This window comes from Mycobacterium sp. SMC-17 (assembly GCF_045310915.1).
GTDB lineage: Bacteria > Actinomycetota > Actinomycetes > Mycobacteriales > Mycobacteriaceae > Mycobacterium.
In genome coordinates this window covers 79,483-94,484 of sequence record NZ_JBJIAK010000005.1, presented here as the reverse complement: position 1 = coordinate 94,484, position 15,002 = coordinate 79,483, and the positions used below count along the sequence as shown (strand labels likewise).

The window sequence follows — 15,002 nt, the reverse complement described above, 5'->3', positions numbered from 1 at the left end:
CGGAGGCCTGTGCGTCCCGCCATCAAGGTAGGTCTGTCCACCGCGTCGGTCTATCCCTTGCGGACCGAGGCTGCCTTCGAGTACGCCGCCCGCCTCGGCTACGACGGTGTCGAGCTGATGGTGTGGGCCGAGCCGGTGAGCCAGGACATCGACGCGATCGAGCGGATGTCGCAACGGTGGGGCGTCCCCGTGCTCAGTGTCCACGCGCCATGCCTGCTGATCTCGCAGCGCGTGTGGGGCTCCAATCCGATCCCGAAGCTGGAACGCAGCGTGCGGGCCGCCGAGCAGCTGGGTGCGCAGACGGTCGTCGTGCATCCGCCGTTCCGGTGGCAGCGCCGCTATGCCGAAGGCTTCTCCGATCAGGTCGCCGAGCTCGAGGCATCGAGCGACGTGCTGGTTGCCGTCGAGAACATGTTCCCGTTCCGCACCGACCGGTTCTTCGGCACCGGCCAGCCGTCGATCGAGCGGATGCGTAAGCGTGGCGGGAACCCGGGACCGGGGATCTCGGCGTTCGCGCCGTCCTACGACCCGCTGGACGGCAATCACGCCCACTACACGCTGGACCTGTCGCATTCGGCGACGGCCGGCACCGATGCCGTCGACATGGCGCGGCGCATGGGCAAGGGGCTGGTGCACCTGCATCTGTGTGACGGCAACGGCGCGTCCACCGACGAACATCTCGTGCCCGGGCGCGGCAGCCAGCCGACGGTGCAGATCTGCCAGATGCTGGCCGCCGGGGAGTTCGCCGGACACGTGATCCTGGAGGTCACCACATCGGCGGCACGCAACAACGCCGAGCGTGAGGCGCTGCTCGTCGAGTCGCTCGAATTCGCGCGGCGGCACCTGCTGCGCTGACCCCGCACCGTCCTGGCATGCTGTCTCCCGTGGCGAGAATTGCGATCATCGGTGGCGGAAATATCGGCGAAGCCCTGCTGGCGGGGCTGTTGCAGTCCGGGCGACAGGTCAAGGATCTGGTGGTCGCCGAGGCCAATCCGGCGCGCGCCGCGCAGCTCGCCGAGACGTACTCCGTCCGGGTCACCGATGTCGCGGACGCTGTCGAGAACGCGGCCTACGTGATCGTGGCGGTCAAGCCCGACGCCGTCGAGGGCGTCGTCGAGACGCTGGCCGACGCTGCCGCGGACGCCGACAGCAGCAGCGTCGAGCAGGTCGTGGTGTCGGTGGCCGCGGGCGTCCCCACGGCCTTCTACGAGGCCAAGCTGCCGGCCGGCTCGCCGGTGGTGCGGGTCATGCCGAATACGCCCATGCTGGTCGGTGCGGGCATCACCGCGCTGTCACGGGGCCGGTACGCGACCGACGCGCAACTGGCCGAGGTGTCGGAGATCTTCTCGGCCGTCGGCGCGGTGCTGACGGTGCCCGAGAAGCAGATGGACGCGGTCACCGCGGTGTCCGGTTCGGGCCCTGCGTACTTCTTCCTGATGGTCGAGGCGGTCGTCGACGCGGGTGTCGCGGCAGGCCTCCCACGGCCCGTGGCAACCGAGCTGGCGGCCCAGACGATGGCCGGTGCGGCGGCCATGTTGCTCGATCGCATGACCCAATCCGGGTCTGGTTCCACGGTCGGTCCGCTGGACACCAGCGCCGCGGCATTGCGGGCTTCGGTGACCTCTCCGGGGGGCACTACCGCCGCTGGTCTGCGGGAACTCGAACGTGGTGGGCTGCGGTCTGCTGTCGCAAATGCCGTCGAAGCCGCAAAAACACGGTCTGAGCAGCTAAGAATTACATCTGAGTAGTTCTAAGATTTCAGATTGATTACCCCACACCCGTCGCAATAACCACATTGGCCACGCTATTCTCCTTCTCGTAAGCACGCGTTGGTGCCAGCGGAGGGGAAGCCGCTGGAGCTGGCCGTGCCTGATTGATTGGGTTGCGATGACGTCTATGAACGGGCCATCGGCGCGTGACGGTGGCGATCAGCCACGAACGCAGTTCCTGACTGTTGCCGAGGTTGCGAGCCTTATGCGGGTCAGCAAGATGACGGTATACCGGCTGGTGCACAACGGGGAGTTGCCCGCGGTGCGTGTCGGCCGCTCATTTCGGGTGCACGCCAAGGCCGTGCACGACCTGCTCGAGTCGTCGTACCACGACGCGGGTTAGTCTCCGCGGGCTCGGCTGAGTGCTGCGCACCTCAGGTGCGCAGCACCGACTCCGCGACTTCGGCGTGAGCCGTCTGGGCCAGCACGGCCGGGGCGCGCTCAAATCACTGATGAGTGGGCGTATCCAGCAGGCGTTTTCGTGGCGGGAAACCCGGCCGGGTAAAGTGGCGGGGTTGGTTTCACACCGATCTTCACGGATCGACGTCTAGTAGCGGAGACTTCAAAGTCTATGGGTTCAGTCATCAAGAAGCGGCGTAAGCGCATGTCGAAGAAGAAGCACCGCAAGCTGCTTCGTCGCACCCGGGTTCAGCGCAGAAAACTCGGTAAGTAGTTCTCAGCGCTCGTTTGCGTCGCCCACTAGGCTGACCAAATGGATGCCGACGGACGCCCCGGAAGCCGGCCCACAGCGCCGGGCGGAAGCGATTCCGGCCCGGACATCCCCGAGACCCTGCACCACCCCAAGGTGGTGCTGGTCACCGGGGCGTGCCGGTTCCTGGGCGGATATCTGACAGCCAGACTCGCTCAGAACCAGCTCATCGAGCATGTGATCGCGGTCGACGCGATCACGCCGAGCAAGGACATGTTGCGGCGTATGGGCCGCGCGGAGTTCGTCCGCGCGGACATCCGCAACCCGTTCATCGCCAAGGTGATCCGGAACGGCAACGTCGACACCGTCGTCCACGCGGCGGCGGCGTCCTACGTGCCGCAATCCGGTCGTGCCGCGCTCAAAGAGCTCAACGTCATGGGCGCGATGCAGTTGTTCGCGGCCTGTCAGAAGGCACCTTCGGTCCGTCGGGTGATCCTCAAGTCGACATCGGAGATCTACGGGTCCAGCTCGCGTGATCCGGTGATGTTCACCGAGGACAGCAGCGCCCGCCGCCCACCGGGGGAGGGCTTCGCCCGGGACAGCATCGACATCGAGGGCTACGCCCGCGGTCTCGCGCGGCGGCGGCCCGACATCGCGGTGACGATCCTGCGCCTGGCCAACATGATCGGTCCGGCCATGGACACCGCGCTGTCGCGGTACCTGGCAGGTCCCTTGGTGCCGACCGCGTTCGGGCACGACGCCCGGCTGCAACTGCTGCACGAGCAGGACGCCCTCGGGGCGCTGGAACGCGCCACCCTGGTCGGACGGGCCGGCACCTTCAACATCGGGGCGCCGGGCATCATCCTGATGAGCCAGGCCATACGCCGGTCCGGCCGCATCGGTTTGCCGCTCGCCGGCCCCACCATGTGGGTGCTCGACGCGTGGCGACGGGCGACCGCGGGCGTCGAACTGGACCGCGAGCAGTCCGACTACATGCGCTACGGCCGGGTCATGGACACCACACGGATGACGAGGGAACTCGGCTATACCCCAAAGTGGACGACCATGGAGGCTTTTGACGATTACGTTTCAGGCCGCGCGCTGACGCCCATTATCGACCCGGGGTGGGTAGGCTCAGTGGAGCGTCGTGCAGTGGCCGCAGCGCAGCGGTGGGGACGCTGATTTCGCAAGTTTTTGATGGTGGGAGATATTGACGTGGCGGGCGAATCTAAAGCCAAAGTCATTCCGCTCCATTCGAATTCGACACGCGCTGCCGCGCAACGTCGGGCGTCGAAACGGGATGCAACGCTGCGACATCCTTCGCTGTTGACCGACCCCGGGACCCGCGCATCGGCCGAGCAGATTGCTGCCGTGGTCCGTGAGATCGACCAGCACCGGTTTGCCGCGGCCGGCCCTGCCGCCGACGAGGGGCCCAACGAACTGGCCCAACGTATAAGTGCCGCTTCGGATTTCATCCGCAAGCGACTGACCGGCGACTACCGCGTCGACGAATTCGGTTTCGACCAGCATCTCAACAATGCGGTCTTTCTTCCGTTGCTGCGAACACTTTTCAATTCGTGGTTCCGCGTCGAGGTATCCGGCATCGAGAATTTGCCCGATGACGGCGCCGCTTTGGTGGTGGCAAACCATGCGGGCGTATTGCCGTTCGACGGACTGATGACGTCGGTCGCCGTGCACGACAAACACCCGAAGCATCGGGACCTGCGGCTGCTGGCCGCCGACCTCGTCTTCGACCTGCCCGTGGTGGGACAGGCGGCGCGCAAGGCCGGCCACACCATGGCCTGCACCGCCGACGCGCACCGGCTGCTCGAGGCCGGCGAGCTGACCGCCGTGTTCCCCGAGGGGTACAAGGGGCTCGGCAAGCCGTTCAAGGACCGGTACAAGCTGCAGCGGTTCGGCCGCGGCGGCTTCGTCTCGGCGGCGCTGCGCTCGGGTGCGCCCATCGTGCCGTGCTCGATCGTCGGCTCCGAGGAGATCTACCCCAAGATCGGCGACGTGAAGCTGCTCGCCCGCCTGCTCGGGCTGCCGTACTTCCCGCTGACGCCGCTGTTCCCGCTCGCCGGGCCCATCGGCCTGCTGCCGCTGCCGTCGAAGTGGTACATCCAGTTCGGTGAGCCCATCTCGACGGCCGACTACGACGAGTCCGCCGCCGACGACCCGATGATCACCTTCGAGCTGACCGACCAGGTGCGCGCCACCATCCAGCAGACGCTGTACCAGCTGCTGGCCAACCGCCGCGGCACGTTCCTGTAGTTCACCGCGAGCGGCCGTGTTTGTACGCAGACACGCCGCATTGCGCGTGCATTTTGCGGCCGCTCGTCGCGCGCGAGGGACACGCTACTGCCCGGCGTTCACCGCGTGTCGCCGTACAAACACGGCCGCTCGCGGTAAGGGGCTCAACCCTTTTGCGCGGCAACCATTTTCGCGATGGCGGCGTCGCGGGCCGCGGCGATCTGCGCGCTGACCTCGCCGGCTTCGTCGTCGTTCTGGGCCTCACCCAGCATCGTGACGATGCTCGTCATGATCGGCTCACCGGAGTCGTCGGTGACCTCGGCGCGAATCTCGGCGATCACCGTGCCGTGCGACTCGATCACCGAGTCCAGGTACGAGTCGAACCACAGCCGGTCGCCGACCTTGATCGGGCGGTGGAAGATCAGCTTCTGGTCGCGGTGCAGCACGCGCTCCAGGTTGATCGGCACGTCGAACTGGTTGAACAGCTCGAGCTGGACCCGCCGGCCCGCGACGGCGATGAACGTCAGCGACGCGATCAGGGTGTCCGAGCCGCACTCGGCGGCCGCTTCCTCGGAGAAATGGGCCGGGTGATCGTCCTGGACCGCCTGCGCGAATTCCTTGACCTTCTCGCGGCCGACCTCGAAGTAATCCGGGTACCGGAAGTGGGTTCCGATGATGTCGTCCGCAATGCCCATGGCGCGTGAGCCTATCAGCGTTCGAGTGGCTGACCTGCGCGCTGCGCCCGTGGTGCGGCGGCCGCGCGTCCCTAGTTGCCCTTGCGCGACGCCATGGCCGCCAGCGCCCCGCCGACGGCGCCCAGGGCCAGCGCCGAGGGCACGCCGATGCGGGCGGCCTTGCGGGCGGTCCGGAAATCCCGGATTTCCCAGCCCCGTTCGCGCGCGACGTCGCGCAGCGCGGCATCGGGGTTGATCGCGACGGCCGTGCCGACCAGCGAGAGCATCGGCACGTCGTTGAAGCTGTCCGAGTAGGCGGTGCAGCGGCGCAGGTTCAGGCCCTCCCTGATGGCCAGCTGACGGACCGCGTGCGCCTTGCCGACCCCATGCAGGATCTCGCCGACCAGCCGGCCGGTGAAGACGCCGTCGACCGACTCGGCGACGGTGCCCAGCGCCCCGGTCAGCCCCAGCTTGCGGGCGATGGTCTGCGCCAGCTCCATGGGCGTCGCGGTGACCAGCCAGACCTGCTGGCCGGCGTCGAGGTGCATCTGCGCCAGCGCCCGGGTGCCCTGCCAGATCTTGTCGGCGATGATCTCGTCGTAGATCTCGTCGCCGAGCGCTTCCAGTTCCGCCGTCTGCCGGCCCTCGATGAAGGACAGCGCTTTGCGCCGGCCGGCGGCGACGTCGTCGCTGTTCTCCTTGCCGGTGACCTGAAACTTGGCCTGCGCGTAGGCGAAACGGGCCAGGTCCGAGTATTTGAAGTAGTCGCGGGCGGCCAGGCCGCGGGCGAAGTGCACCAGCGACGAGCCGTGCACCAGGGTGTTGTCGACGTCGAAGAACGCCGCCGCGGTGAGATCGGGCGGCGGTGGGAGCACCGGGGCGGCCGGTTCGTCGGCTCCGGAATCACGCTCGGCGGCATCGAGTTCAGCGGCGTCATCAGCTCCGGAGGGCACGGGCGTGCCCGTGGGCTCGTCGGCAGTCACGGGGCTGGATTCGGACACGGTTCAACACTAGGTCACGCCATACTGTTGCGCGTGGATCGATCAGGGAACAGCCACCGCGTGACGTTGCTCACCCGGGCCGGCTGCAGCATGTGCGAGCGCGCGGCGGCTCAGCTAGCAGAGCTGTGCGACGAGCTCGGATTCGTCCTGACGAGCACGGACGTCGATGTCCTGGCGGCGGCGGGCGACACGGCCCTGCGCGCGGAATTCGGCGATCGCCTGCCCGTGGTGCTCCTCGATGGCGTTGAGCACAGCTACTGGGAGGTCGACGAGGAGCAGTTGCGGGCCGACCTGGCAGGTTGACCGGGCGAAGCGGGCCGGTCAGCGCGGGTGCCCCGGGGCCCGGCGTGCGTATAGCAAATTTGGTCGGCGGGCTGGTGAGCGGCTAGCTTTGAAGGCGTTCCTGCGGCCAGAAGAGGCCCGGGCAACCTTCTTGCCCAACGGAGGTGCTACGAGGTGATGAGGCCGTGAGCGTCCTGCTGTTCGGGGTTTCACACCGCAGCGCGCCGGTTTCCGTGATCGAGCAGCTCAGCACCGACGAGGCCGAACAGGCCAAGATCATCGAGCTGCTGCTGCAGTCCTCTCTGGTCACCGAGGCCATGGTGCTCTCCACCTGTAACCGGGTCGAGGTGTACGCGGTGGTCGACGCCTTCCACGGCGGGCTCTCGGTGATCGGCTCGGTGCTCTCCGAGCGGTCCGGCATGTCCCTGCAGGACCTCACCAAATACGCCTACGTGCGGTACGCCGAGGCGGCCGTCGAGCATCTGTTCGCCGTCGCCAGTGGCCTGGACTCGGCCGTCATCGGCGAGGCGCAGGTGCTGGGGCAGGTGCGCCGCGCCTACACCTCGGCCGAGGCCCACCAGACCGTCGGCCGGACCCTGCACGAGCTGTCGCAGCGCGCGCTGTCGGTCGGTAAGCGGGTGCATTCCGAGACCGGGATCGACGCTGCCGGCGCCTCGGTGGTGTCGGTGGCGCTCGACATGGCCAAGGCCAAGCTGACGTCGCTGACCGGGCTGACGGCCGCCGTGATCGGCGCCGGCTCCATGGGTGCCCTGGCCGCCGCGCATCTGACGCGCGCCGGGATCGCCCGCGTCGAGGTGGTGAACCGCTCCCTGCCGCGGGCCGAGCGCATGGTCGAGAACTTGAAGGCCCAGGGCGTCGAGGCGGCCGCGCACACCCTGGACGACATCGCCGTCGCGCTGGGTAATGCCGACGTCGTCGTCGCGTGTACCGGCGCGGTGCGTCCGGTGGTGTCGTTGGCCGACGCGCACCGCGGGCTGATGAACCGGCCGGAGCACCGCCAGCTGGTGATCTGCGACCTGGGCATGCCCCGCGACGTCGACGGCGCGATTGCCGGCCTGCCCGGCGTGCACGTGATCGACATGGACCGGATCCAGCGCGAACCGTCGGCCCGGGCCGCGGCCTCGGATGCCGAAGCGGCCCGCTCGATGGTCGCTGCGGAGGTCGCCAGTTACCTGGCCGGGCAGCGGATGGCCGAGGTCACGCCGACCGTCACGGCCTTGCGTCAGCGTGCTGCCGACGTCGTCGAAGCGGAGTTGTTGCGGCTCGACAACCGGGTTCCGACACTCGACGCCGCCCACCGCGATGAGGTCGCCAAGACCGTCCGCCGGGTGGTCGACAAGTTGCTGCACGCGCCGACGGTGCGGGTCAAGCAGTTGGCCAGCGCGCCCGGCGGTGACAGCTACGCCGAGGCGCTGCGCGAGCTGTTCGAGCTGGACCCGCAGGCCATCGACGCGGTGTCCGCCGGCGAATTGCCCTTGGTGGCACCAGATTTGGCGGCAGGCGAGCCGCATTCCCACCACGACAAGGCTGAGTAACCACACTTGGTAACTACCCTCGAAAACGTTGTCCGGATCGGCACCAGGGGCAGCCTGCTGGCTACCACGCAGGCCGGCACCGTCCGTGACGCTCTGATAGCTCTCGGCCAACCCGCGGAGCTGGTCATCATCAGCACCGAAGGCGACCGGTCGCAGGCGCCCGTCGCAGACATCGGCATCGGTGTGTTCACCGCCGAGCTGCGGCACGCCATGGCCGACGGTCGCATCGACGTCGCGGTGCACTCGTACAAGGATTTGCCGACCGCACCCGACGAGCGCTTCGTCATCGCCGCCGTGCCGCCGCGCGAAGACCCGCGGGACGCCTTGGTGGCGCGCGACGGATTGGTGCTGGGGGAGTTGCCGGCCGGCTCCGTGATCGGCACGTCGAGCCCGCGACGGGCGGCGCAGCTTAGAGCACTGGGTCTCGGTTTGGAAATCCGCCCCCTACGAGGCAACCTAGATACCAGGTTGAACAGGGTAAGTAGTGGTGATCTCGACGCTGTTGTCGTCGCCCGAGCGGGTCTGGCCCGTATCGGACGGCTCGACGCCGTCACCGAGAGCCTCGAGCCGGTGCAGATGTTGCCAGCGCCGGCGCAGGGCGCCCTCGCGGTCGAGTGCCGAGTGGGGGACACCGAACTGGCGACGCTGCTGGGAAAGCTCGACGATCCCGACACGCGCGCCGCGATCACTGCCGAACGAGTCCTGTTGGCCGAACTGGAGGCGGGTTGTTCCGCGCCGGTGGGTGCGATCGCTGAAGTGGTCGAGTCCATCGACGAGGACGGCCGAGTCTTCGAAGAGCTGTCGTTGCGCGGTTGCGTGGCGGCGCTGGACGGATCCGACGTGATCCGGGCGTCCGGGATCGGGACCCCCGAACGGGCACGGGAGCTGGGGCTCTCGCTGGCCGCGGAGTTGTTCGACCTGGGTGCGCGTGACGTGTTGGATCAGCGGACTGTAGAGCGGGAGTGAGAGATGACGACCCGAGTGCGTAAACAGCACAAGCCCGGCCGCATCACCTTTGTCGGTTCCGGCCCCGGTGACCCGGGCCTGTTGACGACGCGTGCGCGGAACGTTTTGGCGCACGCGGCATTGGTTTTCACCGACCCTGATGTGCCCGAGGCGGTGCTGGCGCTGATCGGAACCGATCTGCCGCCGACGTCCGGGCCGCACCCGGCCGACGCCGAGCCGGCTGCCGATGCCAAGACCGACGACGCTGCCGCAGGCTCGATCGTCGCGCCCGCTGGGCCTTCGATGACGTTCCCGCACGGCGTCGACGTCCGCCCCGCGCTGGGCGACCCCACCGAGGTGGCGAAGCTGCTCCTCGCCGAGGCGAAGACCGGTGTCGACGTGGTGCGTCTGGTCGCCGGCGACCCGCTGTCGGTCGATTCCGTCATCACCGAGGTGAACGCCCTGGCCAAGACCGCGGCGCACTTCGAGCTGGTGCCGGGCCTGCCGTCGTCGACGGCGGTGCCCACCTACGCGGGCCTGCCCGTCGGTTCGTCGCACACCGTGGCCGACGTCCGCGGTGACGTCGACTGGGCCGCGCTGGCCGCCGCCCCCGGGCCGCTGATCCTGCACGCGACGGTGTCGCACCTGCCGGACGCCGCCCGCACCCTGATCGAATACGGCCTCACCGACAACACCCCGTGTGTCGTGACGGCCAACGGCACCACCTGCCAGCAGCGGTCCATCGAGACCACGCTGGCCGGGCTGCTGGACAAGGCCGTGCTGGAGAAGCCGGTAGGCCCCGAGCCGGTCGGTCCGCTGGCGGGCCCGCTGGTCGTGACCATCGGCAAGACCGTGGCGCACCGGGCCAAGCTGAACTGGTGGGAGAGCCGCTCGCTGTACGGCTGGACCGTGCTGGTGCCGCGGACCAAGGACCAGGCCGGCGAGATGAGCGATCGTCTCGTGGGCCACGGCGCCCTGCCGATCGAGGTGCCGACCATCGCGGTCGAGCCGCCGCGCAGCCCCGCCCAGATGGAGCGCGCGGTCAAGGGGCTGGTCGACGGCCGTTTCCAGTGGGTCGTGTTCACCTCCACCAACGCGGTGCGTGCGGTGTGGGAGAAGTTCAACGAGTTCGGTCTCGACGCCCGCGCGTTCTCCGGTGTGAAGATCGCGTGCGTCGGTCAGGCCACCGCGGACAAGGTGCGCGCGTTCGGCATCAACCCCGAGCTGGTGCCTGCCGGTGAGCAGTCGTCGCTGGGCCTGCTGGACGAATTCCCGGACTACGACGAGATTTTCGACCCGGTGAACCGGGTGCTGCTGCCGCGCGCCGACATCGCCACCGAGACGCTGGCCGAGGGCCTGCGCGAGCGTGGCTGGGAGATCGAGGACGTCACGGCCTACCGGACCGTCCGGGCGGCACCGCCGCCGGCGCACACCCGCGAGATGATCAAGACCGGTGGTTTCGACGCCGTCTGCTTCACCTCGAGCTCCACGGTGCGCAACCTGGTCGGCATCGCCGGCAAGCCGCACGCCCGGACCATCGTCGCCTGCATCGGCCCGAAAACCGCTGAAACCGCAGCCGAATTCGGCCTGCGCGTGGACGTGCAGCCGGAGACCGCCGCCGTCGGCCCGCTGGTCGAGGCGCTGGCCGAGCACGCCGCCCGGCTCCGTGCCGAGGGTGCGTTGCCGCCGCCGCGTAAGAAGAGCCGGCGCCGCTAAACTCGGCGTATGGCTTTCCCACGACAGCGGCCGCGGCGGCTCCGTACCACCCCGGCGCTGCGGCGTCTGGTGTCCGAAACCTCGCTGGAGCCACGGCATCTGGTGCTGCCGATGTTCGTCGCCGACGGGCTCGCCGAGCCGCGTCCCATCAGCTCGATGCCCGGCGTCGTGCAGCACACCCGGGATTCGGTGCGCCGCGCGGCGGCGGAAGCCGTCGAGGCCGGTGTCGGTGGACTGATGCTGTTCGGCGTCCCGTGCGACGGTGACAAGGACGCCACCGGGTCCGAGGGCGTCAACCCCGATGGCATCCTGAATGTGGCACTGCGCGACCTGAATTCGGACCTCGGCGATGCGACGGTGCTGATGGCCGACACCTGCCTGGACGAGTTCACCGATCACGGACACTGTGGCGTCTTGGACGCGCACGGCCGGGTCGACAACGATGCGACCAACGAGCAGTACATCAAACTTGCTGTGGCGCAAGCGCATTCGGGCGCGCATGTAGTCAGCCCGAGCGGCATGATGGACGGCCAGGTGGCGGCCATCCGCGACGGGCTGGACCACGCCGGGCACAGCGACGTCGCGATCCTGGCCTACGCGGCCAAGTTCGCGTCGGCGTTCTACGGCCCGTTCCGCGAGGCCGTGGGTTCGAGCCTGCAGGGCGATCGCCGTACCTACCAACAGGATCCGGGTAACGCCCGCGAAGCGGTGCGCGAGATCGAGTTGGACCTCGCCGAAGGCGCCGACATGGTGATGGTCAAGCCGGCGATGAGCTACCTGGACGTGGTCCGCGCCGCTGCCGAGATGTCACCGGTACCCGTTGCGGCGTACCAGATTTCGGGCGAGTACGCGATGATCAGCGCCGCCGCGGCCAACGGTTGGATCGACCTGCGGGCCTCGGTTCTGGAGTCGCTGCTCAGCATTCGTCGGGCCGGTGCCGACATCGTGCTCACGTACTGGGCGACGGACGTCGCGGGCTGGCTGCGGTGAACCCACTCAGCCCGCACGACCCGCAGCACCCCTACAACCCGCAGTACCCGCCGTTTCAGGGCCCGGGGCAGGGTCAGGGGCCGGACGGACCCGCACCCGAGCCGCGCGAGATGCCGCAGGACGTCGTCACCGGTTTCTGGCTGTGGACGGCCGCGCTGCCGCTGTCGCTGATCGGCTACGTCATCAACCTGCTGACGACGCCCGAGCGCGAGGTGTCGGGCTATGCGTACGCGGTGTCCGGTCTGATGTTGTTCATCATCGCGGTCCTGGTGGCCACGTTCCTGGTGCTGCTTCGGCAGGGCTACCGCTGGGCCCGCAGCATCCTCACCGGCGGATCCGCGGCCACGATCCTCTACCTGACCACGAATCTGTTCGCCAATTACCACGGCGCGGCCGCGGCCCTGGGCTACGCGGTGTGCGGCATCGGCGGCACCGTGCTGATCGGCGGCGGCGTGTATCTCCTGCACCGCCCGGATTCGAACGCCTACTTCGTCCGCTGACCCTCCCTCGGGTCCACACCTCCCTCGGGTCCACACCTCCCGCGGGCGGCCGCGTCTGTACGCGACACGCCGCCACAAGCGTGCAATTTGGGGACGCTCGCCGCTGTTCGCGCGGAACCGCACGGCTAGGCTGGCCCGGATATGACTGAGCCCACGTCCTCTTCGCCGGCCCGACCACAGGCCGTCACCGTCGCTTTCTGGTGCTGGGTGGTGGCCGCCGTGCTGCTGATGGTCGGCGGCATGCTGACCGCCACCGCCGAGGTGCCCTCCGCCTACCGGAGCCTGGTCCTGGGCTTCGGCGCCATCACCGCCCTCGCCGGCGCAGCCATGGCCTTTTCCGCGGGCCGTGCCCGGTCGGGGGACAACCGGTTTCGCCGGGCCGCGGTGGCGTTGTCGATGGCCATCGTGATCGTCGTCGGCCTCCTCGCACTGCTGGGGGTGGCGCAGCTGCTGCCGTTGATCGCCGGTACGGTCTCGATCACCCGGCCGGCGGCGCAGACCTGGTTCGACGGAAAGGCCGATGCATGACGGACGCGCCCACGGACACCGACGCCGAGCAGATTCTGTTCCACGAGGTCGGTGCCAGCTGGTGGTGGCTGGTGCTCGGTCCGTTCTCCGGTGCCTCCATCGCGGCGATGCAGCTGTGGTCGGCGCACCGGTTGGACCCGCTGGTGCCGGTGGTGTTCCTCGTTCTCGTCACCGGGTTCCTGGGGCTGCAGGTCAAGGCGGCGCGGCTGCACACCTCGGTGGAGTTGACGCCCGAGTACCTGCGGCAGGGCACCGAGTCGGTCCGCGTCGCGGACATGGTCGGGATGTTCCCGGAGGCGCGTGGCGCTGACGTGCCCCGCTGGCAGTCGTACCGGGCGTTCGGGGAGCTGACGGGCGTGCCGCGCGGCCGCACCGGGATCGGCGTCAAGCTGACCGGTGAGCGCAGTGGGCAGGCCTGGGCGCGTCGTCACCGCGGGTTGCGGGCCCAGTTGGAGGCCTTGGGCGTGCGCGAACTCGGCGAGGACGACGACGAATGAGCCGCGACAAGATCGTGGCCGCCGGTGCGCTCGTGGTCGCGGTGCTGGCGGCCGTCGGCTCCGTGGTGAGTTGGCTGGCCGCGTCGTCGATCGCCGACGTCGCGCCGGTGATTCCCGGCGAGCCGGTGAAGACGTCGGTGCTCTATGACCCGTCGCTCATCACGCTGTCCTTGTTGCTGGCGGCCTTGGCCGGGGTGCTCGCCGTAGTAGGTACCGCGAGGTGGCGGCGCGCCAAGTAGTGTGTCGCCCATGTCTTTTTCGCTGGAACTGTCTGCCGACGTCTGCCAGGTCCGGGACTGGGTTCACGAGTTCGCTGCAGACGTGATCCGTCCGGCCGCACAGGAGTGGGACGAGCGCGAAGAGACGCCGTGGCCGATCCTGCAGGAGGCGGCCAAGGTTGGCCTGTACTCCATGGAGTTCTTTGCTGCCCAGACTGCCGAGGAGACCGGGCTCGGTATGCCCGTCGCGGTCGAAGAATTGTTCTGGGGTGACGCCGGAATTTCGATGTCGATCATGGGAACCGGCCTGGCCGCCGCGTCGCTGGCGGCCAACGGCACCATGGAACAGCTGGGCGAGTGGCTGCCCCAGATGTACGGCGACATCAACGAGCCCAAGCTGGCCGCGTTCTGTTCGTCGGAACCCGGTGCGGGATCGGATGTTTCGTCGATCATCACCAGGGCGCGGTACGACGAAGCGGCCGACGAATGGGTGCTCAACGGCACCAAGACCTGGGCCTCCAACGGTGGCATCGCCAACGTGCACATCGTCGTCGCCTCGGTGTACCCGGAACTCGGTTCGCGCGGCCAGGCAAGCTTCATCATCCCGCCGGGCACCAAAGGCTTCAGCCAGGGCCAGAAGTTCAAGAAGCACGGCATCCGGGCGTCGCACACCGCCGAGGTCGTGCTCGACGACGTCCGGCTGCCGGGCCGCCTGATCGTCGGCGGCCGGGAGAAGTTCGAGGAACGGGTGGCCCGCACCCGCGAGGGCAAGAGCTCGGCGGGTCAGGTGGCGATGAAGACGTTCGAGCGGACCCGGCCGACCGTCGGGGCCATGGCGCTGGGCGTGTCCCGCGCGGCGTACGAGTACGCGCTGGGATACGCGCAGGAGCGCGAGCAGTTCGGCCGCAAGATCGGTGACTTCCAGGCCGTCGCGTTCAAGCTGGCCGACATGAAGTGCCGGATCGACGCGGCGCGGCTGCTGGTGTGGCGGGCCGGCTGGATGGCGCGCAACAATCAGCCGTTCGAGAACGCCGAGGGCTCCATGGCGAAGCTCGTCGCCAGCGAGACCGCGGTCTACGTGACCGACGAGGCCATCCAGATTCTGGGCGGCAACGGCTACACCCGCGACTACCCGGTGGAGCGGTGGCACCGCGACGCCAAGATCTTCACGATCTTCGAGGGCACCAGCGAGATTCAGCGGCTCGTGATGTCCCGCGCGATCACCGGGTTGCCGCTCAAATAGATTCCGCGAGCCGTGCCGGCTGCTGCATGGCGCATTCGATGTACAGGAACGTCCCGCTCGGCAGGTCCGAGCGGGACGTTTTTGTACGCAACTTGCGGCGTGTCGCCCGCAGACACGGCCGCTCGCGGGAAGTGGGATTGTGGCGAGGGCTGCAGCTCAAGTAGGGGTTGTTACAGAGTGC

The 15,002-nt window shown here is 68.5% G+C and carries 18 protein-coding genes; 16 read left to right on the top strand and 2 right to left on the bottom strand.

Annotated features, from left to right (window positions below; all coding sequences use genetic code 11):
• Positions 1–9: 9 nt before the first annotated feature.
• The 6 genes from ACJH7A_RS05330 to ACJH7A_RS05305 all read left to right on the top strand — a co-directional run bounded on the left by ACJH7A_RS05330 (position 10) and on the right by ACJH7A_RS05305 (position 4,692).
• Positions 10–855 (top strand): sugar phosphate isomerase/epimerase, encoded by an 846-nt coding sequence (locus tag ACJH7A_RS05330; protein WP_212807060.1) that lies wholly within the window; start codon positions 10–12, stop codon positions 853–855.
• 29 nt (positions 856–884) lie between these two features.
• The gene (gene proC, locus ACJH7A_RS05325; protein ID WP_406801564.1) at positions 885–1,748 is read left to right on the top strand and encodes a pyrroline-5-carboxylate reductase; all 864 of its coding nucleotides are present in this window, start codon (positions 885–887) and stop codon (positions 1,746–1,748) included.
• Positions 1,749–1,887: 139 nt separating this feature from the next.
• Positions 1,888–2,112, top strand: a complete 225-nt coding sequence (locus ACJH7A_RS05320) for a cell division/environmental response transcriptional regulator (RefSeq protein WP_029105159.1) — start codon at positions 1,888–1,890, stop codon at positions 2,110–2,112.
• Between the two features lie 228 nt (positions 2,113–2,340).
• Positions 2,341–2,442 (top strand): 30S ribosomal protein bS22, encoded by a 102-nt coding sequence (locus tag ACJH7A_RS05315; RefSeq protein ID WP_003402602.1) that lies wholly within the window; start codon positions 2,341–2,343, stop codon positions 2,440–2,442.
• 39 nt (positions 2,443–2,481) lie between these two features.
• A complete protein-coding gene (locus ACJH7A_RS05310) occupies positions 2,482–3,600 on the top strand; it encodes an SDR family oxidoreductase (RefSeq protein WP_212807059.1) in 1,119 nt (372 codons plus the stop codon).
• Between the two features lie 15 nt (positions 3,601–3,615).
• On the top strand, positions 3,616–4,692 hold the full coding sequence (locus ACJH7A_RS05305; protein WP_406774324.1) for a lysophospholipid acyltransferase family protein: 1,077 nt from the start codon (positions 3,616–3,618) through the stop codon (positions 4,690–4,692).
• A 143-nt stretch (positions 4,693–4,835) separates the two neighbouring features.
• On the opposite strand, the gene ACJH7A_RS05300 is transcribed toward ACJH7A_RS05305, so the two are convergent.
• A complete protein-coding gene (locus ACJH7A_RS05300; protein ID WP_212807058.1) occupies positions 4,836–5,366 on the bottom strand; it encodes a MaoC family dehydratase N-terminal domain-containing protein in 531 nt (176 codons plus the stop codon).
• Positions 5,367–5,437: 71 nt separating this feature from the next.
• Complete coding sequence (locus tag ACJH7A_RS05295; RefSeq protein ID WP_212807057.1) at positions 5,438–6,346, bottom strand: HAD family phosphatase; 909 nt, start codon at positions 6,344–6,346, stop codon at positions 5,438–5,440.
• A 33-nt stretch (positions 6,347–6,379) separates the two neighbouring features.
• On the opposite strand from ACJH7A_RS05295, the gene ACJH7A_RS05290 reads away from it, so the two are divergent.
• The 10 genes from ACJH7A_RS05290 to ACJH7A_RS05245 all read left to right on the top strand — a co-directional run bounded on the left by ACJH7A_RS05290 (position 6,380) and on the right by ACJH7A_RS05245 (position 14,821).
• Positions 6,380–6,649 (top strand): glutaredoxin family protein, encoded by a 270-nt coding sequence (locus tag ACJH7A_RS05290; RefSeq protein WP_406774325.1) that lies wholly within the window; start codon positions 6,380–6,382, stop codon positions 6,647–6,649.
• Positions 6,650–6,813: 164 nt separating this feature from the next.
• Positions 6,814–8,184 carry a glutamyl-tRNA reductase gene (locus tag ACJH7A_RS05285; RefSeq protein WP_406801525.1) on the top strand — a complete coding sequence of 457 codons (1,371 nt, stop codon included), beginning with the start codon at positions 6,814–6,816 and terminating at the stop codon, positions 8,182–8,184.
• 6 nt (positions 8,185–8,190) lie between these two features.
• Positions 8,191–9,150, top strand: coding sequence for a hydroxymethylbilane synthase (gene hemC / locus ACJH7A_RS05280; protein WP_061001491.1), 960 nt, complete (start codon positions 8,191–8,193; stop codon positions 9,148–9,150).
• A gap of 3 nt (positions 9,151–9,153) precedes the next feature.
• Positions 9,154–10,845, top strand: coding sequence for a bifunctional uroporphyrinogen-III C-methyltransferase/uroporphyrinogen-III synthase (locus ACJH7A_RS05275; protein ID WP_061001492.1), 1,692 nt, complete (start codon positions 9,154–9,156; stop codon positions 10,843–10,845).
• A 9-nt stretch (positions 10,846–10,854) separates the two neighbouring features.
• On the top strand, positions 10,855–11,835 hold the full coding sequence (gene hemB, locus ACJH7A_RS05270; protein WP_135356122.1) for a porphobilinogen synthase: 981 nt from the start codon (positions 10,855–10,857) through the stop codon (positions 11,833–11,835).
• Positions 11,832–12,335, top strand: a complete 504-nt coding sequence (locus ACJH7A_RS05265; protein WP_135356123.1) for a hypothetical protein — start codon at positions 11,832–11,834, stop codon at positions 12,333–12,335. Before hemB ends, ACJH7A_RS05265 begins: the two co-directional genes overlap by 4 nt.
• A 141-nt stretch (positions 12,336–12,476) precedes the next feature.
• Complete coding sequence (locus ACJH7A_RS05260) at positions 12,477–12,863, top strand: hypothetical protein (RefSeq protein ID WP_406801524.1); 387 nt, start codon at positions 12,477–12,479, stop codon at positions 12,861–12,863.
• Positions 12,860–13,360 carry a DUF3093 domain-containing protein gene (locus tag ACJH7A_RS05255; RefSeq protein ID WP_135356125.1) on the top strand — a complete coding sequence of 167 codons (501 nt, stop codon included), beginning with the start codon at positions 12,860–12,862 and terminating at the stop codon, positions 13,358–13,360. Before ACJH7A_RS05260 ends, ACJH7A_RS05255 begins: the two co-directional genes overlap by 4 nt.
• A complete protein-coding gene (locus ACJH7A_RS05250) occupies positions 13,357–13,599 on the top strand; it encodes a hypothetical protein (RefSeq protein WP_061004768.1) in 243 nt (80 codons plus the stop codon). The genes ACJH7A_RS05255 and ACJH7A_RS05250 overlap by 4 nt, the downstream gene beginning before the upstream one ends.
• A 10-nt stretch (positions 13,600–13,609) precedes the next feature.
• Positions 13,610–14,821, top strand: coding sequence for an acyl-CoA dehydrogenase family protein (locus ACJH7A_RS05245; protein WP_406801523.1), 1,212 nt, complete (start codon positions 13,610–13,612; stop codon positions 14,819–14,821).
• Positions 14,822–15,002 lie beyond the last annotated feature (181 nt).